This is a genomic window from Silicimonas algicola (assembly GCF_003148765.1).
Classification (GTDB): Bacteria; Pseudomonadota; Alphaproteobacteria; order Rhodobacterales; family Rhodobacteraceae; genus Silicimonas; species Silicimonas algicola.
This window is the reverse complement of record NZ_QGGV01000002.1, coordinates 1-18922: the sequence shown is the minus strand read 5'-3', so window position 1 is coordinate 18922 and position 18922 is coordinate 1. Positions and strand designations below refer to the sequence as shown.

Annotated in this window: 16 protein-coding genes; 3 read left to right on the top strand and 13 right to left on the bottom strand. The window is 64.9% G+C overall.

Annotated elements, in window-relative coordinates:
• Positions 1-82 precede the first annotated feature (82 nt).
• Entirely contained in the window at positions 83-1096 is a 1014-nt protein-coding gene (locus C8D95_RS04540; RefSeq protein ID WP_109757994.1) for a sterol desaturase family protein, read from the top strand.
• 12 nt (positions 1097-1108) lie between these two features.
• Here C8D95_RS04540 and C8D95_RS04535 read toward each other — a convergent pair whose 3' ends face one another.
• Genes C8D95_RS04535 through glyA form a run of 3 tightly spaced genes read right to left on the bottom strand, consistent with a single transcriptional unit; the run spans position 1109 to position 4570 of the window.
• On the bottom strand, positions 1109-2068 hold the full coding sequence (locus tag C8D95_RS04535) for a D-2-hydroxyacid dehydrogenase (RefSeq protein WP_109757993.1): 960 nt from the start codon (positions 2066-2068) through the stop codon (positions 1109-1111).
• Positions 2065-3258: an aminotransferase class V-fold PLP-dependent enzyme gene (locus tag C8D95_RS04530; protein WP_109757992.1), complete on the bottom strand. Its 1194-nt coding sequence runs from the start codon at positions 3256-3258 to the stop codon at positions 2065-2067. Before C8D95_RS04530 ends, C8D95_RS04535 begins: the two co-directional genes overlap by 4 nt.
• A 13-nt stretch (positions 3259-3271) precedes the next feature.
• On the bottom strand, positions 3272-4570 hold the full coding sequence (gene glyA, locus C8D95_RS04525; protein ID WP_109757991.1) for a serine hydroxymethyltransferase: 1299 nt from the start codon (positions 4568-4570) through the stop codon (positions 3272-3274).
• Positions 4571-4729: 159 nt separating this feature from the next.
• Here glyA and C8D95_RS04520 point away from each other — a divergent pair, with 159 nt between their 5' ends.
• Positions 4730-6133, top strand: a complete 1404-nt coding sequence (locus C8D95_RS04520; protein WP_109757990.1) for a helix-turn-helix domain-containing protein — start codon at positions 4730-4732, stop codon at positions 6131-6133.
• Between the two features lie 4 nt (positions 6134-6137).
• On the opposite strand, the gene C8D95_RS04515 is transcribed toward C8D95_RS04520, so the two are convergent.
• The 10 genes from C8D95_RS04515 to C8D95_RS04470 form a co-directional block, all read right to left on the bottom strand.
• Positions 6138-7196 (bottom strand): ketopantoate reductase family protein, encoded by a 1059-nt coding sequence (locus tag C8D95_RS04515; RefSeq protein ID WP_109757989.1) that lies wholly within the window; start codon positions 7194-7196, stop codon positions 6138-6140.
• Positions 7197-7391: 195 nt separating this feature from the next.
• On the bottom strand, positions 7392-8903 hold the full coding sequence (locus C8D95_RS04510; RefSeq protein WP_109757988.1) for a tripartite tricarboxylate transporter permease: 1512 nt from the start codon (positions 8901-8903) through the stop codon (positions 7392-7394).
• 37 nt (positions 8904-8940) lie between these two features.
• Positions 8941-9444, bottom strand: a complete 504-nt coding sequence (locus tag C8D95_RS04505) for a tripartite tricarboxylate transporter TctB family protein (RefSeq protein WP_109757987.1) — start codon at positions 9442-9444, stop codon at positions 8941-8943.
• Between the two features lie 35 nt (positions 9445-9479).
• Positions 9480-10451 carry a Bug family tripartite tricarboxylate transporter substrate binding protein gene (locus C8D95_RS04500; RefSeq protein ID WP_109757986.1) on the bottom strand — a complete coding sequence of 324 codons (972 nt, stop codon included), beginning with the start codon at positions 10449-10451 and terminating at the stop codon, positions 9480-9482.
• 112 nt (positions 10452-10563) lie between these two features.
• The gene (locus C8D95_RS04495) at positions 10564-11418 is read right to left on the bottom strand and encodes a universal stress protein (protein WP_109757985.1); all 855 of its coding nucleotides are present in this window, start codon (positions 11416-11418) and stop codon (positions 10564-10566) included.
• A gap of 55 nt (positions 11419-11473) precedes the next feature.
• Positions 11474-13141: a formate--tetrahydrofolate ligase gene (locus C8D95_RS04490; RefSeq protein WP_109757984.1), complete on the bottom strand. Its 1668-nt coding sequence runs from the start codon at positions 13139-13141 to the stop codon at positions 11474-11476.
• Positions 13142-13168: 27 nt separating this feature from the next.
• Complete coding sequence (locus C8D95_RS04485) at positions 13169-14086, bottom strand: methionyl-tRNA formyltransferase (RefSeq protein WP_241239676.1); 918 nt, start codon at positions 14084-14086, stop codon at positions 13169-13171.
• A 58-nt stretch (positions 14087-14144) separates the two neighbouring features.
• On the bottom strand, positions 14145-15419 hold the full coding sequence (gene frc, locus C8D95_RS04480; RefSeq protein WP_109757983.1) for a formyl-CoA transferase: 1275 nt from the start codon (positions 15417-15419) through the stop codon (positions 14145-14147).
• 17 nt (positions 15420-15436) lie between these two features.
• Positions 15437-17209 carry an oxalyl-CoA decarboxylase gene (oxc, locus tag C8D95_RS04475; protein ID WP_206508318.1) on the bottom strand — a complete coding sequence of 591 codons (1773 nt, stop codon included), beginning with the start codon at positions 17207-17209 and terminating at the stop codon, positions 15437-15439.
• A gap of 46 nt (positions 17210-17255) precedes the next feature.
• On the bottom strand, positions 17256-18008 hold the full coding sequence (locus C8D95_RS04470) for a GntR family transcriptional regulator (protein ID WP_164721698.1): 753 nt from the start codon (positions 18006-18008) through the stop codon (positions 17256-17258).
• Between the two features lie 231 nt (positions 18009-18239).
• On the opposite strand from C8D95_RS04470, the gene C8D95_RS04465 reads away from it, so the two are divergent.
• Entirely contained in the window at positions 18240-18776 is a 537-nt protein-coding gene (locus tag C8D95_RS04465) for a hydrolase (RefSeq protein ID WP_109757982.1), read from the top strand.
• Positions 18777-18922: the final 146 nt, after the last annotated feature.

The window sequence follows — 18922 nt, the reverse complement described above, 5'->3', positions numbered from 1 at the left end:
CATTCCCTCTGCCGTTGATCGGAGCGCCGGCCCTTGGCAAAACTCCGAACCAGCCGCGCTCTGGCGCGCAGGAGGATCAGCGATGGACGACACCCTTTCGGGAACTCGCAACAAGCGCGGCGAATGGAAGCCGAACGAACCCCTCTCCGGCGTGGCGCCGATCTATGCCATGCCGCCGCAGCCGCTGCGGGTCCTCCGCTGGCTGCCGGAGTACCTTCTTCCCTGGAACCTGGCTTTCGCGGTATCCGGCCTTGCCTGGTGGCTGTTCCTGACGCCCCCGCTCGAGACGTTGGAGACCCTCGACTGGCGCTGGATCCTGCCGATGTACGCCGTCAACGCGGCTGCGGTCTTCCTGTTTTACGGCGCCTTCGAATTGCGCCTCTACATCACGCGCGCTCAAGGCAACCGCTTCAAATACAACCCGAAGTTCCCTGCCGACGAGAAAAGCGACGTCTTCTGGTTCGGCAACCAGGTGACCGAAAGCATTCTGCGCACCTTCCTGTCCGGCGTCACCGTCTGGACGCTGGTGCAAGCTCTCTGCCTGTGGGTCTTCGCGAACGGCTGGGTGCCGTGGCTGCCGTGGACCGACAACTGGGTCTGGCTTGCGGTCCTGACCGTCCTGGTGCCCGTGATACACGAGGGACACTTCTACCTCGTCCACCGGCTGATCCATGTGCCCGTGCTCTACAGGTGGATCCACTCGGTCCACCACAACTCGGTCAACCCGACGCCGTGGTCGTCGCTGTCGATGCACACGGTCGAGCACATCCTGTATTTCGCCGTGGGGTTTTATTACCTCCTGATCCCTTCGCACCCCTTCATCCTGCTCTTCGCGCTGCACCGCGCGGGGTTCGGCGCAATTCCGGGTCATGTCGGCTTCGACAAGGTGGAGCTTGGGGCGGGCGGCATGGATACCCACGCCTACGGCCATTACCTGCACCACAAGTACTTCGAGGTGAATTATGGCGACGGCATCGTGCCCCTCGACGCGGTTTTCGGCACCTGGCACGACGGGACCGAGGAAGGCGAACGGCGCATGAAGGAGCGCTTCCGAAAGAAGAAGGAGCGGATGAAGGCCGCGACCCCGGCCTCGTGACCGGGGCCGACCTCAGGCCGTGAGGTTGTTCGAGGGCGTTCCCTTTTGGAAGTTCTCGAGGTGGTCGACGAGCTGATCCCAGAGCGTCTGCATCGCCTCGTCGCTGGCCCAGGCCGTGTGCGGCGTCACGATGACGTTCGGACGGTCGAGCGCCTTCAGAAGCGGATTGTCGGGCCTTGGCGGCTCACTGGTCAGGCAGTCGAAGCCGATGCCGGACACCTGGCCCCTGTCCAGTGCCTCGACGAGCGCCGCCTCGTCCACCAGCCCGCCGCGCGCGCAGTTGATGAGCAAGGGAGCGCGCTTCATCTTCGCGAACTCGGGCGCACCGATCATGTTCTTCGTCGACGGCATCAGCGGGCAATGCAACGTGATGACGTCCGCCTCCTCCAGCACCTGATCGAACGGCGTGTAGAGCGGCCCCAACCCTTCAACTCCCTTGTGCGCACCGAAGAGGATGCGCATCCCGAAGGCCCGGGCGAGGTCGGCGACCCCCTGCCCCAGCACGCCCTCGCCAAAGATGCCGATGGTCGAACCGGAGAGGTCGCGGATCGGGTGGGTGAAGAAGCAGAACTGCGCCGCTTCCTGCCACTTGCCGTCGATCACGTCCTGCCGGAAGCCGACAAGGCTGCGCCGCAACGCGAGGATCAGGGCGAAGGTATGCTCGGGCACCGTGTTGACGGCATAGCCGCGCACGTTCGACACGACGATGCCGCGCTCGCGGCAGGCGTCGATGGCGAAAGCGTCATAGCCCGTGGCCGGGATGGCGATCATCTTGAGCTCCGGCAGCGCCTCGATGGCGTCGCGGCCGATCGGCACCTTGTTCGACACGGCGATGTCCGCGCCCTTCAGGCGCTCGATCACCTCGTCGGGGCGGGTGCGGTCGTGTTCCACCCACTCGTGGTCGAACCCGGGCCGCCGCACGTCGACGGACGGCCCGAGCGTGGATCGGTCGAGAAAGACGATCCGGGTCATTCGGCCGCCATGCGAACGCCCGCGCGCGTGTCGGTGAAGTGTTCGACGGCGGCACCGACCCCGGCACCGGCCTGGAACGGAATGCCCACGTCGCGCATCGCCATCTCGACCCCGCCGAGCGCCTGGAGCACCATGATCTCGTTCAGCCAGCCCAGGTGTCCGATCCGGAAGACCTTGCCCGCGACCTTGTTCAGCCCCGCGCCGAGCGAGAGGTTGTAGCGGTCGTAGGCGGTCTTGATGACGGCGTTGGCGTCGAAGCCCTCGGGCGCGACGATGGCCGTGACCGTGTCCGAATACCACTCCGGCCCTTTGGCGCAGTTCTTCAGACCCCAGGCCTCGACCGCCGCGCGAACGCCGGAGGCGAGCCGGTGATGGCGGGCAAAGACGTTCTCGAGACCTTCCTCCAGCAGCATGTCGACAGAGGCGCGGAGGCCGTGCAGCAGCGTCGCCGCCGGAGTGTAGGGGAAGTAGCCCTGGTCGTTCGTCTTCACCATGTCCCGGAAATCGAAGAAGCAGCGCCGCAGACCGGCGCCATCGGCCATGCCGAGCGCCTTCTGGCTGACGCCGAGGATCGCGAGGCCCGTGGGCATCATGAAGCCCTTCTGCGAGCCCGACACAACGACGTCGACGCCCCACTCGTCCATGCGGAAGTCGATCGAGGCGATGGAACTGACGCCGTCCACGAACAACAGCGCCGGGTGCCCGAGGTCGTCGAGGATGCGCCGCACGCCCGCCACGTCCGAGGTCACACCGGTCGCGGTTTCGTTGTGGGTGACGAGGACGGCCTTGATCCTGTGATCCTTGTCCGTCGAGAGCTTCGCGCGATAGTCGTCGAGCGGCACTCCCTTGCCCCACTCCACGTCAATGGCGTCGACCTTGAGGCCGAAGCGCTGGCAGAGATCGACCCAGAGGAGCGAGAACTGACCGAAGACCGAGGCGAGAACGGTATCGCCCTCGGACAGCGTGTTGGTGATCGCCGCCTCCCATCCGCCGGTGCCGGAACAGGGATAGACGAAGACGCGACCGGTCTCGGTCTTGAAGATCTTCTTCAGGTCCTCGAAGAGCGGCTTCGTGAATGCCGGGAAGTCCGGCGCACGGTGATCTTCCAGCGCCACATCCATCGCCTTGCGGACTTGGAACGGCATGTTGGTGGGGCCGGGAACGGCCAGTCCGGTGTATCCGGTTTTCATCTCTCTGTCCTCCTCACAGGGTCGGGTAGATCGGGAAACGGTCGCAGAGCGCCTGCGCCTCGGCGCGGACCTCGTCCTCGACCGGCTGGTTGCGGTCGGGTCCGTTGGCGGCGAGACCGTCGAGCACGCGGGTGATCATCTCGCCCACCTGTTTGAACTCTGCCGCGCCGAAGCCCCGCGTGGTGCAGGCCGGTGTCCCGAGACGGACGCCGCTGGTAACGGTCGGCTTCTCGGGATCGTTCGGGACGCCGTTCTTGTTGCAGGTGATGTGCGCCCGCCCGAGCGCCTGCTCGGCGAGGTTGCCGGTGACGCCCTTGGGCCGCAGGTCGACCAGCATCAGGTGCGTGTCGGTCCCGCCCGAGACGATGTCGAAGCCGCCGGCCTTGAGCGTGCGGGCCAGCGTGTCGGCGTTCTCGACGATGCGCGAGACATACTCCCGGTACTCGGGCCGCAACGCCTCGCCGAAGGCCGCGGCCTTGGCGGCGATGACGTGCATCAGGGGTCCCCCCTGAAGGCCCGGGAAGACGGCGGAGTTGATCTTCTTCGCGATGTCCTCGTCGTCCGTCACGACCATCCCGCCGCGCGGTCCGCGCAGGGTCTTGTGCGTCGTGGTGGTGGCGACATGGGCGTGCGGGAAGGGGCTGGGATGAACGCCGCCCGCGACGAGGCCCGCGAAGTGCGCCATGTCGACCAAAAGGATCGCGCCCACCTCGTCCGCGATGGCGCGGAAGGCGGCGAAGTCGATGATGCGCGGATAGGCCGACCCGCCCGCGATGAGGATGCGGGGGCGATGCTCGTGCGCGAGACGGGAGACCTGCTCCATGTCGATGCGCTCGTCGGGTCCGAGGCCGTAGGAGACCGCGTTGAACCACTTGCCTGACAGGTTGGGCTTGGCCCCGTGCGTCAGGTGTCCGCCCGCGTCGAGGGACAGGCCGAGGATGGTGTCGCCGGGCTTGGCAAGGGCCAGGAACACCGCCTGGTTCGCCTGGCTGCCGGACGAGGGCTGGACGTTGGCGAAGCCCACGCCGAACAGCTTCTTCGCCCGCTCGATGGCCAGCGTCTCGGCCTCGTCGACGTACTGGCAGCCGCCATAGTAGCGGCGGCCCGGGTAGCCTTCGGCATATTTGTTGGTCAGCACCGAACCGGCCGCCTCGAGCACCGCGCGGCTGACGATGTTCTCGGACGCGATCAGCTCGATCTCGTCGCGCTGGCGCCCCAGCTCGCGCCGGATCGTGTCAGCGAGTGCTGGATCGCTTTCGGCGAGCGTCGCCTGGAAAAAGCTTCCGTCGGCAGGGTGTATCAGGCCGTCCATGTCGTCTCCTCCGTCATACGTCTTGACCCGGCATGGGCAAATCTGTGGTATACCAGTATCACCCGAGGCGGGTCTGCGCACACGAAATGGGGTTGATGTGTTGTAGGTGTGGAGAACTGACGTGGTTCGATGTAAAGATGTTAACTGCGGGAGGAGCCCATGCAGAAGACCTTCGTCGGCCCACAGCTGCGCCAGCTTAGGCGCGCGCACAAACAGACCCAGGCGCAGATGGCCAAGGTGCTTGGCGTCAGCCCGGCCTATGTGAACCTTCTCGAGAACAACCAGCGCAGCCTGTCGGTACAGATGCTGATGGCGCTGTCGGACGCCTATCAGGTCGACTGGCGCGAACTGGTGAAGGACCCCTCGTCGAACACGCTGGCCGAGTTGCGCAGCGTTCTGCAGGATCCGATCTTCGAGAACGCTCCCGACCTTCAGGAGCTTCGCGCTGCCATCGACCACGCGCCGGGACTAGTCGAGAAATTTCTCCAGGTCTACCGCACGCACCGGATGACGCTGGATAAAATGCTGCGGCAAGGCCGCGAGAGGATGCCCGAGGACCTGCTCGCCTCGTCGCCGGAGGCGATCATCCACGACTTCTTCCGTGAGAACAAAAACCACTTCCCCGCGCTCGAGACCGCTGCCGAGAAGCTGCGCGCCGACCAACCCTGCAGCCCCGACGACGTCTACCCGATGCTCAAGGCGCGCCTGCTGGACCGCCACGGCGTCACGGTCGAGATCAAGTCTGCGGGCGCGATGAGCGAGGCGCTGAGGATCTATGACCGCGAAACGTCTCGCGTGCATCTGTCCGAGGCGCTGGACCACCAGAACCGCACGTTCCAGTTGGCCCATGTCATCTGCCTGCTGGAGCAGGCAAAGACGCTGTCGGACCTCGTGGCGGGCTCGGGCATCTCGTCGCCCACGGGACTGGCCCGCTGCCAGGTCGAGTTGGCCAACTATTTCGCTGCGGCCCTTTTGATGCCCTACGCCGAATTTCTGGAGGCGGCGCAGAAGACGCGCTACGACGTCGACCGGATCGCCGCCGCCTTCGGCGTGTCCTTCGAGCAGGTCTGCCACCGGCTCACGACGCTTCAGCGCAAGAACGCGAGCGGCGTGCCCTTCTTCTTCCTGCGCGTCGACAAGGCGGGCAACGTCACCAAGCGGTTCAACTCGACGACCTTCAACCTGGCCGAATTCGGCGGCGCCTGCCCTGTCTGGAACATTCACACCTCGTTCCGCACGCCGGGCGTGATCCTGCCGCAGTTCGTAGAATTGCCCGAGGGCGAGCGGTTCTTCACCCTGAGCCGCACCTCGGATCGTCCTGTTTTCTCATGGGAAAGCCAGGACCGGCGGCTGGCCGTCGCGCTCGGCTGCGAGTTCCGCTTCGTAGAACAGATCGGCTATGCCGACGCCTTCAACCTGGAGAGCGGCGGGCTCTTCAGCCCCATCGGCATCAACTGCCACCTTTGCCCGCGCCAGAACTGCGCGCAGCGGGCGCACCAGCCGCTGTTCGTCGAGCTTCCCATCAGCACCGACCGGCGCGGCAACACCCGCTACGAAAGCTGACCCCTCAGGCGGCGGCGGCCGCCTGACGGTTCGCGGACAGTCGCGATGTCACCGTCGACACGACCGTGTCGATGTCGGTCGACGCGAGCCCCAGCTGGTCGGCGATGAGCTGGACGAGGAGATCCACCCGCTCGATCCGGTCGGCGCCCGCGTCGATGGCGCGCGCGGCCGAGGACGGCTTCTGAAGTCCTTCGGCGGCGGCGGCGTACTTGACGAAGGGGACAAGCTCCCCGTCCGTCGCCCCGAGGCGCATCACGATGCGGTCGACAGTGGTGTAGATCGCCTCGGACCGCGCGGCGTCGCCGAGAACGGCGTCGCGGATCGGTCGGACGCCCTGCGGCATGACGCAGCGATAGTTGCCGGTCATCAGCATCGCCCACTTGGCGAAAGGCACGAAGAGCGAATCGTGGACCCGCAGCTTGACGGGTACATCCTTGCCGTCGACCCGGACGGCATCGATGGCAGCTTCGAGCTCCTTGAGAACCGCCGTATCGCGGGGGTCCTCGAATGGCGCTGCCTTGAAGTTGGTCGGCAACCCGACATGCAGCACGTTCGCGCCGGTGTCCGGCAGGCGGAACGCCTGCGGGTCGGGCGAGCAGAGCGTGACGAGGCCGGGACGGAAGCCCGACCAGACCTCGGGCGCGGTGAAGGCGGCGCCAAGCCGGTCGGCGTTCAGGCCGGGGATGCGCTTGAGGTAGGGCAGCGGCGGCATGTTCATGATCGACAGGCAGGGCACGCCGGACTTGGCGATCTCGGCCATCAGCCGGCGGATTTCGGGGCTGGAATACTGCGGCTCGGCCATCGCGAGCGCCACCATGTCATAGTCGGACGGCACCGCATCGGCAGGCGTGCAGGCCGAAAGACGTCCAGGCAGGTCGCCCGAGCGGAAGGTTCGGTGCGTCTCTTCGTCCTTGAGACGGATGCGGACCTCGGTCCCCTGCTCCTCGATCAGCCCCGCCGTGTCGGTTCGGCAGACGAGCGTCACGTCCTGTCCCGCCATAAGAAGCTTGGTGCCGAGCAGCGAGCCGTAGGACGCGCCAAGGATGAGAATCTTCCGGGCCATGTGAACCTCCTCGCGGGCGGACATCGCCCTCTCACCACGAAAGATAATTGCGCGACCGCGTCCTGGCCACGGAATTCGGGTATTCGTGTAGGCCGTTTACATCACAGGCAGGATATGTGTTGCGTTGTTAATGTACGCAAAAAGAAACAGGCGCCCGGAGGCGCCTGCTCTCGCATCGCGGCGATGCGACTGGCTTCACTCCGCCGGGCGGGCTTTCGCCGGGCGCAGGTACTTCAGCGCCGGAAGGAGGATCAGGATGATGGCGACGAACGTGATCGGTCCCGCAATCGGACGCGTGAAGAAGATCGTGGGATCGCCCGACGACAGAAGAAGCGACTGCCGCAAGGTCGGCTCGGCGATCGGGCCGAGGACGATCGCCAGCACCGCGGGGGCCACCGGATAGTCGAACTTCCGCAGGAAGAACGCGCCGATTCCGAAGAGCACGATAAGCCACACGTCGAACATGTCCGCCATCGCGGCGTAACCGCCGACGATCGACAGCACGAAGATCAGCGGCGCGAGAACCGTGAAGGGCATCCGCAGCATCCAGATGAAGAGCGGGATGAAGGCCAGGTTCACGACCAGAGCGAAGAAGTTCGAGACGTAGAACGACCCGATCAGGCCCCAGACGAAGTCCGACTGCTCGATGAAGAGGCGCGGACCGGGCGTCAGACCCCAGATCACCATGCCGCCGAGGAGGATGGCCGTCGTGGGCGACCCCGGGATGCCGAGCGTCAGCATCGGCAGCATCGCGCCGGTGGAGGCCGAGTTGTTGGCCGCCTCGGGCGCGGTCACGCCGCTGACGTGGCCCTGTCCGAACTCCTTGGGGTTCTTCGAGAGCATCTTCGTGACGCCATACGACATCAGCGAGCCCGGAGTGGCACCCGCCGCAGGCAGGATACCGACGAAAAAGCCCAGCACCGAACCGATCGACATGCCCTTCCAGCCGAGCCGGAAGGTCTCGCCGGTGTCGGTGATGATGCCCTTGGCCGAAATGTCGGCCTTGCTGGACGTGACCTCACCGCGCGTCGTGTCGAGCGTCCAGAGCATCTCGCCGATGCCGTAGACCCCGATGGCGAGGACGAGGAAGTTGATGCCGCCGAGGAAGCCGTTCATGCCGAAAAGGACCAGACGCGGCGCGCCGGAAATCTGGTCGAAGCCGATCGCCGCGACCACGAGGCCGAAGCAGATCGAGAGGACCGTTTTCGGGATGTCGTCCCCGCCGAGGCCGACGAAGGTGGCAAAGGCCAGGAGCATGAGCGCGAAGATCTCGGGCGGACCGAAATTGAGAGCGACGGTGGCGAGGAGCGGCGCAAACAGCGTGAAGAAGATGTTCGCGACGGACCCGCCGATGAACGAGGCGACCGCCGCGGCGACCAGCGCCAGCCGGGCTTTGCCCTTCAGCGCGAGCGGGCGACCGTCGAAAGTCGTCGCCACCGCGGTCGAGGCTCCGGGGATGCCGAGCGTGATCGACGAGATCGCGCCCCCGTACATCGCGCCATAGTAGATCGCCGCGAGGAAGATGATGGCCGATCCCGGCGGGACCAGGAAGGTGATCGGAAGAAGGATCGCCACCCCGTTGACCGATCCCAGTCCCGGCATCGCGCCGATGAACAGACCGACCGTCACGCCCACGAGGATCAGAAGAATATTGAGGGGCTGAATGGCAATAAGCATGCCGTCGCCCAGAAGCGAGAGAATTTCCATAGCTGGTGCGCCTCCTGTGAAGCTTGTCGGTCCGGAGCTAGTAGATGATGTCGTAGAGGACGTCGTAGACGGGAGCCGTGAAGCTCATCCCCTTGGGCATGTTGATCCGCATCAGTCCCTCGAAGAAGAAGAACATCGCGACGGGAAGAACGAGTGCCATCGAGAGCGTGAGGACCCAGCCGTGGCGGCCCAGGAACCGCAGGTAGTACAACAGGAAGACGGCAATCGCGCCGTACATCGAGATGATGTCGATCAGCCCGACGAAGACGATGATCCCGCCGCCGACGAGCAACAGCATCTTGCGGCCGTAGGCGTCAAGGACGGGCTCGTCGGATTGAGAGGGAGGGCTGGTCCGGCGATACCAGTTCAGGGCGATGAACCCCGTCGAGATCAGCATGCCGACTGACAGCCAGAACGGCCAGAAGCCGCCCGCCGGTCCTTTTCCGGCGACATAGCCGACGCCGAGCTTGGTACTGTCGACCATCAGGTAGATCGAGAGGAGGGCCAGCACGCCCGCCGTGATGATTTCGCCGCGCCTCATGGCCAGCCCTCCCTGTTTTCAGTTACGCGTGGTCGTCAGTTGCCGATTTCGGCCAGCAACTGCTTGTGCACGTCCATCTGGAGCTCCCAGTAGGCCTTCTGCTCTTCCGGGTTCATCCAGAGCGGCGAAAGCGACTCGGACTCGAGATAGCCCTGCCATTCCGGCGACTCGTAGACCTTCTTGAACAGGTCCTGATAGTAAGCCGCTGCCTCGTCCGACATGCCCGGCGCACCGACGACGGCCCGCTGATTGTAGTAGCTGAAGTCGTGACCTTTCGACTTCATCGTCGGGATGCCCGGATAGGCCGGCATCTCTTCGTCCGAGAACACCAGGAGGGGACGCACGTCGCCCGACTGGAAGAAGCCACGCGCTTCCGCGGGGTTGTTCACGGTCGCCTGGATCTGCTGGCCGGCAAGAGCCGCCGCAACAGCGCCGCCACCATCGAACGGGATGTACTTCGAGTTCATGTCGAAGGCGTTGTTGGTGTAGGCGAAGACGATGCTGTCTTCCTGACCGGTGCCGGTTCCGCCCGTGACATAATCGCCATTGGCGCCCTTCACGGTCTCGACCCACTGCTCGAAGCTTTCGATGCCGCTGTCCTTGTGGACCCACAGCGCGAAGGGATCGACGCCCATCATCGCGATCGGCGTGAAAGTCATGATGTCGATCCCGAGGTCGGGCTGACGGATCGGCGTGGAGAAGAACGAGTTCAGCGTCACGAGGATCGTGTGATCCGGGTCGCTGGCGTTGTTGAGCCAGATCAGCGCCTCGGCACCGGAACCGCCGCCCTTGTTGTTCGGAACGAGCGGACGCGGAGCCATGTCGTTCTTCTCGACGACAGACTGGATGAAGCGGGCGATCTGGTCTGCACCGCCGCCGGGACCCGCCATGATGACGAAGTCGATCGGACGGGTCGGCTCCCAGCCCTGCGCCACGGCGGGCGCCGCGGACAAGGCAATCGCCGAAGCCCCGGCAAGGCCGAGGAATGTGCGCTTGGTCACTTTCATAGTATCCTCCACTGTTGGTTCTGCATGATTGCAGGTCTCACTTTATCGATAGCCGGCTTCTTGACGTGCCGTTCTTCTTCTGCGGCGGGTGCGTGCGCCGCGGGTCGTTCCTTCAGTGCACCATCACGACAGGCAGGGTCGCTTCGTCGACTACCGTCTGGGTGTTTCCGCCGAACAGCGTCTCTCGTTCGTGGCTGTCGCCGTAGGCACCCATGACGAGCAGTGTAGCCCCAACTGCACGTGTCTCATCAAGCAATCCCTTGCCGGGATTGCGGGAATTGAATGTTGCCACTTCGGCTTTCACATTTCGAAGCGCGAGATATTCGACCAGATCCGAGGTCATCGCCCCGTTCGGTTCGCCCTGCCCGCTGGACAGGATGGTGACCTTTTCGGCCGCGCCGATCAGAGGAAGCGTCAGGGCGACGGCACGCGCCGCCTCCATCGAGCCGTTCCACCCGATCGTCAGATGCGCGCCGATATCGGCCGGGATGGTGTCCTGGTGCGGGCACATCAGGACGGGACGGCCAGTGCGGAAAAGCGCCGTCTTCAGCGAGTTCACGCCGATGTTGCGGTCGCGGTCGGGCTTCGGCACGGCGATCAGGTCCGCAAGGCGTCCATGCGTCTTGATGACGTCGACCATGCGGCCCGTCTGCTCGACGAACGAGATGGTCGCGGATCCGCCGTGGGGAGGATCGGTTTCGCTCAGGCCGAGGCTCATCGCGAGGGCGTGCAGCTCGGCCCGGAGCCCCTGCTCGACCTCGTCGGCGAGATCGTAGGACTGCTTGAGGAGCTGGTCGCGCACGAAGGACGGCAGCGGCACGCCGAACGGCATGAGGTCTTCCGGGCGTGCCCGGCAGTGGGCCACGACGATGTGCGAACCGAAGCGTTTCGCCAATGCCGCCGCGTGAGCGAGGACGTTGTCGCCCTTGCCGTCGCCCCTGACCGGTACGAGGATCTTGTCTAGCACGGTGTCCTCCCTTGTGGTGACGCGCCGCCTGCGGCGGCGGCGCGTGCGTCGTGTTTCAGAACAGACCTTCGATCTGGCCGTCGTCGTTCAGATAGATGCTTTCCGCCGACGGCACGCGCGGCAGGCCCGGCATGGTCATGATGTCGCCGCAGACGACGACGATGAAGCCCGCGCCGGCCGACAGCCGCACTTCGCGCACCGGCAGCGAATGGCCCGTGGGCGCGCCGCGGCGGTTCGGGTCGGTGGTGAAGCTGTACTGCGTCTTGGCCATGCAGACCGGAAGATGGCCGTAGCCCTGCTCTTCCCATTCCTTGAGCTGGCCCCGGACCTTTGTGTCCGCGATCACCTCGTCGGCCCGGTAGATGCGCTTGGCGATGGTCTCGATCTTCTCGAAGAGCGGCATCTCGTCGGGATAGAGCGGCGCGAAGTTGGACTTGCCGCGCTCGACCACCTCGACCACCTTCCGCGCAAGGTCGGCCGAGCCCTTCGAGCCGTCGGCCCAATGCTTGGCGAGGATCGCCTCGGAGCCCTGGGTCGCCACAAAGTCGATGACGGCCTGGATCTCGGCGTCGGTGTCCTTGACGAAGTGGTTGATCGCCACGACCACGGACACGCCGAACTGCTTGAGGTTCTCGATGTGCCGGCCAAGGTTGGCGCAGCCCTTCTTGACCGCGTCGACGCTTTCCTTGCCGAGATCGTCCTTCTTGACGCCTCCGTTCATCTTCAGCGCGCGGACGGTCGCCACCAGCACGACGGCGTCGGGGGCCAGGCCCGCCTTGCGGCACTTGATGTCCATGAACTTCTCGGCGCCCAGATCCGCGCCGAAGCCGGCCTCGGTCACGACGTAATCGGCCAGCTTGAGAGCGGTCTTGGTCGCGATGACCGAGTTGCAGCCATGCGCGATGTTGGCGAAGGGGCCGCCGTGGACGAAGGCCGGGTTGTTCTCGAGCGTCTGCACGAGGTTCGGCTGCATCGCGTCCTTGAGGAGCACGGTCATGGCGCCGTCGGCCTTGATGTCGCGGCAGTAGACCGGCGTCTTGTCACGGCGATAGGCCACAATCATGTCGCCGAGCCGCTTCTGAAGATCTTTCAGATCGTTCGACAGGCAGAGGATCGCCATGACCTCGGAAGCCACGGTGATGTCGAACCCATCCTCGCGCGGATAGCCGTTGGCGACGCCGCCGAGGCTGGACGTGATCTGGCGCAGCGAACGGTCGTTCATGTCGACGACCCGGCGCCAGGCGACGCGGCGCACGTCGATCTGCTGCTCATTGCCCCAGTAGATGTGGTTGTCGAGCATCGCCGACAGCAGCGAGTGGGCGCTGGTGATGGCGTGGAAGTCGCCGGTGAAGTGGAGGTTCATGTCCTCCATCGGGACGATCTGCGCATAGCCGCCGCCGGCAGCGCCACCCTTCATCCCGAAGTTCGGCCCGAGCGAAGCTTCGCGGATGCAGATCATCGCCTTCTTGCCGATGGCGTTCAGACCGTCGCCGAGACCCACGGTCGTGGTCGTCTTGCCCTCGCCGGCCGGCGTCGGGTTGACGGCGGTCACGAGGATCAGCTTGCCGTTCGGGCGGTCCTGCACCGAGTTGATGAACTCCTGGCTGACCTTCGCCTTGTCGTGGCCATAGGGCAGCAGGTGCTCGGTCGGGATGCCGACCTTCGTGCCGATCTCCTGGATCGACTTCTTCTTGGCGGCGCGGGCGATTTCGATATCGGACATGTGTGTGTTCTTTCCGGAGTCTTGATTTCAGTTTCCAAGTTCGTCGCCGACCTTCAGGCCGACTTCGGATGCCCACTCGGCGGCGGACACCTTGCCGCCACCTTCGGGCCGGACGCGCTTGACGAGTATTCGGCCGCCGACGCATTGCACCTCGATCCCGTCATCGCCGATCGCGCGGACGCGCGACGAGATGCCGTCGCCCGGGACGCGGACGCTGTCGAAGATGCCGACGGTCTTGCCGTTGTGCGTCGTCCACGCACCTGGCGCGGGATTGGTGCCGCGGATCAGGTCGTAGACCTGGCCGACAAGCCGGTTCCAGTTGATCTCGGAGTGCTTCGTCGTGCAGCGCCGCTCATAGGTCGCTTCGCTTTCGTCGGGGACGATGCGCGGCGGGGTGCCGTTGCGATAGAGGTCGACGACATCGAGCACGCTGTCGACGGCGACGGGGTAAATCTTCTTGAAGTAGAGGTCGATCACCGTGTCGTCGGGGCCGATCTCGCAGTCCCACTGCATCAGGCTGTCGCCCTCGTCGAGACCGTCCGAGGGATAGAACCACGAGAAGCCTGACTTCTTCGAGCCCATGATGATCGGCCAGTTGACGGCCGAGGGACCGCGGTGGAGCGGCAGAAGCGAGGGGTGGAAGCAGATCGAGCCGTGGGTCGGCGTGTCGCGCGCGGCTTCGGGGACGAAGACGTTGACGAAGGCCATCACCATGAGATCGGCGCCGTAGCCCCTGAGGGTGTCGAGCGTCTCCTGCGCGTCGAAGTTCGCCGGCTGCTCGACCGGCAATCCCTTCTCCAGCGCGTATTCCTTGATCGGGTCGACCGGCTTTCCGTCCCGGTCGGGCTCGCAATAGACGGCCACGACTTCGTCGGTTCCGGTGTCGAGGAGCTTGGCGAGGACGTCCTTGCCGAACGCCTGCTGGCCCATCACGATCAATTTCATTCAGACTCTCCCTGTGTGCGGCGGGCGCGCTCTGTGTCGCGTCCCGCCGGTTCTTCGTCTATTCGGCGGCCACTTTCCGTGCCTCGCCAACCGCACCGGAGGAGATCACCTTCTCCAGTTCGTCGCCTTCGTAGCCCAGCACCTGCTGCAGGATCTCGACGGTATGCTCACCCAGAAGCGGCGAACGGACCACCTCGACGGGGCTGTCCGACAGCTTGATCGGGCAACCGACCGAGACGTAGCGGCCGCGCTCGGGGTGATCGACGTCGACGATCGTGCCGGTGGCGCGCAGTCCCTCGTCTTCCATGATCTCCTTCGTGGACAGGATCGGGCCCACGGGGATGTCCAGAGGATTGCAGGTGTCCATGACCTCGAACTTGGTCTTGGTCATCGTCCACTCTTCGATGCGCGAGAAGATCTGGTTCAGCTTGTCCAGCCGGTCGGCGGGTTTGGCGAAGCCGGGGGCAGTCTTCCATTCTGGCTCGTCGATGACGTCGCAGACCTTCTCCCAGACCGCTGCCTGGATGATGAAGTAGGTGTAGGCGTTCGGGTCGGTCTCCCAGCCCTTGCACTTGAGGATCCGGCCCGGCTGTCCGCCGCCCGAGTCGTTGCCCGCGCGCGGTGTCGCGTCGCCGAAGGGGATGCCCTCGCCAAACTGCGAGTATTCCTTGAGCGGTCCTGTCGCAAGGCGCTGCTGGTCGCGCAGCTTTACGCGGCAGAGGTTGATGACCCCGTCCTGCATCGGGGCCAGGACCTTCTGGCCGCGACCCGACTTCTCGCGCTGGAACAGCGCGGTGACGATGCCGAGCGCAAGGTGAAGGCCCGTACCCGAGTCGCCGATCTGCGCGCCGGTGACAAGCGGTGGCCCGTCGAGGAAGCCGGTCGTCGAGGCGGCGCCGCCAGCGCATTGGGCCACGTTCTCGTAAACCTTGCAGTCCTCGTACTTGCCGGGGCCGAAGCCCTTGACCGAGGCCATGATGATGCGCGGGTTGATCTCCTGGATCCGGTCCCACGAGAAGCCCATGCGGTCGAGCGCGCCCGGCGCGAAGTTCTCGACGAGGACGTCGCACTCCTCGATCAGGCGCGTCAGGACGGCCTTGCCGGTCTCGTTCTTCGCGTTCAGCTCGATCGAGCGTTTGTTGTGGTTCAGCATCGTGAAGTAGAGGCTGTCGGCCCCCGGCACATCCACGAGCTGCTTGCGGGTCGCATCGCCCACGCCGGGCTGTTCGACCTTGATGACGTCCGCACCGAACCACGCCAGAAGCTGCGTGCAGGTCGGGCCTGACTGGACGTGCGTGAAGTCGAGGATCTTGACGCCTTCGAGCGCTTTCATCTGTCCTGGTCCTCCGATCAGATCTTCTTGGCCTGCGGGTAGCGCGCCTGCGCCACGACCGAGGACGGGTTGAGGTTGCCGATGTTGCCGCTCTCGCGGCCCGCGTCTTCGGCGATGACCGCGTTGATGAGGGTCGGCTTCCGGCTGGCGAAGGCTGCCTTCACGGCCTCGCGCAGCGCGTCGGGGTTGTCGACGTGAACGCCGACGCCGCCGAAGGCCTCCATCATCTTGTCGTAGCGCGAGCCCTTGACGAACACGGTCGTCGCCGGATCCTCGCCGCCCGACCAGTTGGTGCCGTCGCCGCGATAGATGCCGTTGTTGTTCATGATGACGATGCAGACCGGCAGGTCGTAGCGGCAGATCGTCTCGATCTCCATGCCGCAGAACCCGAAGGCGCTGTCACCCTCGACCGCCAGGACCTGGTTGCCGGTCTCGACGGCTGCGGCCACGGCCGAGCCCATGCCGATCCCCATGATACCCCAAGTGCCCACGTCGAGGCGCTTGCGCGGCTTGAAGATGTCGATGATCGAACGCGCCTGGTCGAGAGCGTTGGCGCCCTCGTTCACCAGCACGACATCCGGGTTCTCGGCGATCAGGTCCTTCAGCACGCCGAGCGAGCCTTGGTAGTCCATCGGCGAGTTGTTGTTCTTCAGGCGCGGCGCCATCTTGGCGACGTTGCCCTCGACCTTTTCGCGGACCTTGCCGGTCCAGCTTTCGTCGGGCTTCTTCCAGTCGGACCCCATGGCCTTCAAGAGCGCCTTCGAGCAGCTCTCGATGTCGCCGATAAGGGGCGCCGCGATCTTCTGGTTGGAGTCCATCTCGGTCGGCTCGATGTCGATCTGGACGAATTTCTTGGTACCCTTCTCGCCCCACGACTTGCCCTGCCCGTGCTGGAGCAGCCAGTTGAGACGTGCGCCGATCAGGAAGACGCAGTCGCTTTCGGCCAGCACCAGAGACCGGGCGGCCGAGGCGCACTGAGGATGCGTGTCGGGCAGAAGGCCCTTCGCCATCGACATCGGCAGGTAGGGGAAGCCGAGCGTCTCGACCAGTTCCTTCACCGTGTCGTCGCACTGGGCGTATGCCGCGCCCTTGCCGATGATGATGAGCGGTTTCTTCGCCGACTTCAGCACGTCAACCGCGCGGTCGATGGCTTCGGGGGCGGGCACGCTTTTCGGATTGGGATCAACCACTTCGATGAGGGACTTCTGCCCCTCGGCCGCGTCCATGACCTGCCCCAGAAGCGCGCCCGGCACATCGAGGTAGACGCCGCCCGGACGTCCCGTCAGCGCCGCGCGGATGGCGCGGGCGACACCGAGACCGATGTCTTCGGCATGAAGGATGCGATAGGCGGCCTTGGCGTGCGGCCGGGCGATGGCCAACTGGTCCATCTCCTCGTAGTCGCCGCGCTGGAGGTCCACGATCTCGCGCTCCGACGATCCCGAGATCAGGATCATCGGCCAGCAGTTCGTCGTCGCATGGGCGAGCGCCGTCAGGCCGTTCAGAAAGCCCGGCGCCGACACGGTCATGCAGATGCCGGGCTTCTTGGTCAGAAAGCCCGCAGCGGCGGCCGCGTAGCCGGCGTGCTGCTCGTGGCGGAAGGACAGGACCCGCAGACCCTGGGCCTGTGCATAACGGCCGAGGTCGGTGATGGGGATGCCGGGGACGTTATAGATCGTCTCGACCCCGTTCAGCTTCAGCGCGTCGATCAGCAGGTGAAAGCCGTCGGTCAGCGTTTCGGGCGCGGATTCGGACCGCGCCATCAGATCGTCGCTCGATTCAGCGATTCCCATCATTTTCCTCCCTGGCGCCGCCGCTTGCGGCGCGTTCTTCATTCTTTCACGACGCAGCTTCGGCTGCGGCGATCCGGTTCAATTCGAGTTTCGTCCATGTCCGCCGCACATGCTCGTGCAGCCGCATGGTATGTTCACGCACCCGGCGCTCTGCCTCGTCGGGATCGCGGCTTTCGATCGCCTCGATGATCTCGGCATGGTCGACGACCGAGCGCCGGACGCGGTCGCCTTCGCTCATCGCGCGCAGCCGGACGGCGTGCATGTGGAGAAACAGGCCGTCGGCCAGTTCCTTCAGAAGTGCACACTTCGAGATTTCGAGGATCCGCTGATGGAAGCGGATGTTGTCGTCGGAATACTCCGAGATCCGCGTATCCAGCGTCCCGTCGTTGTACTTCGCCGCGATCTTGCGGAGACTCGCGATCTCGCCGTCGCTGGCCCGCTCCGTCGCAAGCCGCGCAGCCATGCTTTCCAGCGCCGCCCAGGCCACGATCATCTCGAGGATCTCGGTCAGGCTCTTCTGCTGCACGTAGACGCCCTTGCGGGGCACCACGAGGACGAGGCCATCGCGCTCCAGCCGGGCGATGGCTTCACGCAGAGGAGTGCGCGAGATGCCAAGCTGTTCGGCCAGCGAGCGCTCATCCAGACGGAGGTCGGCGCCCTGGCGATAGATGTCCATCTCGGTGATGGCGCCCTTGAGCATATCGTAGACATGATCCTTGAGGGTAAAGTTGGACGGAATCGGACTAAGCCGCACCACTGTTACCTCCCCCAATGTTGTGTCCCGAATGCCCTGCGGCATGTGGTATACCATACACAACGAAATCGGCCCGGCAATCCATTTTTGACGCTCCATCGGCCAGACCCGCCGCGAGGTTCAGATCAATATGTTTATTTCTTTGAATGTTTTGCCGCTTGAAGCGCACTCTTTCATGCCTGAAACGATGTCCTGGAAGGCTTATGTGTTGATTGCTTCGCGTGAGATTGGTATCTGGTATCCCACAGACCTAGAAAAGGTCGGGAGGGACGCCACATGCTGATTCGCGCCGACGATTCCGCGCTTGTCGTGATCGACATGCAGGAACGTCTCGTGCCCGCCATGCTGGCCCCTGCCCGCACGATCCGCAACACCCGCACCCTGATGACCGGGGCCGTCGAGATGGGCGTGCCGATCGTGATGACGGAACAGTATCCTCAGGGCCTGGGCCACACGGTGCCCGAGCTGCGCACGAACGACGCCACCATCGTCCCCAAGATGCACTTCTCCTGCATGGAGGAGCCCGCCTTCGCAGACGCATTCCGCGCGCTCGGCCGGCGCCAGGCGGTCCTCGCGGGCATGGAGGCGCACATCTGCGTAGTCCAGACCGCGGCCAGCATGATCGAGGAAGGCTTCGAGGTCTTTGTCGTCTCGGACGCCACGGCCTCGCGCACGATGGAAAGCGAAGCCGCCTGCATCGCGCGGCTGAACGCCTATGGCGCGGGGATCGTCACCACCGAGATGGTCATCTTCGAATGGCTCGGGCGGGCCGGCACGCCCCAGTTCAAGAAGATGCTTCAGTTCATCAAGTAAACGATAGAACCGGCAGAACGACCGGGATCAAAGGGAGGACGGACGGACCCATGAACATCCACGAATACCAGGCGAAGGGGTTGCTTCGGGCGTATGGGGCGCCTGTGGCGGAGGGGCGTGTGGTCCTGCGGGGCGAGGAAGCGAAG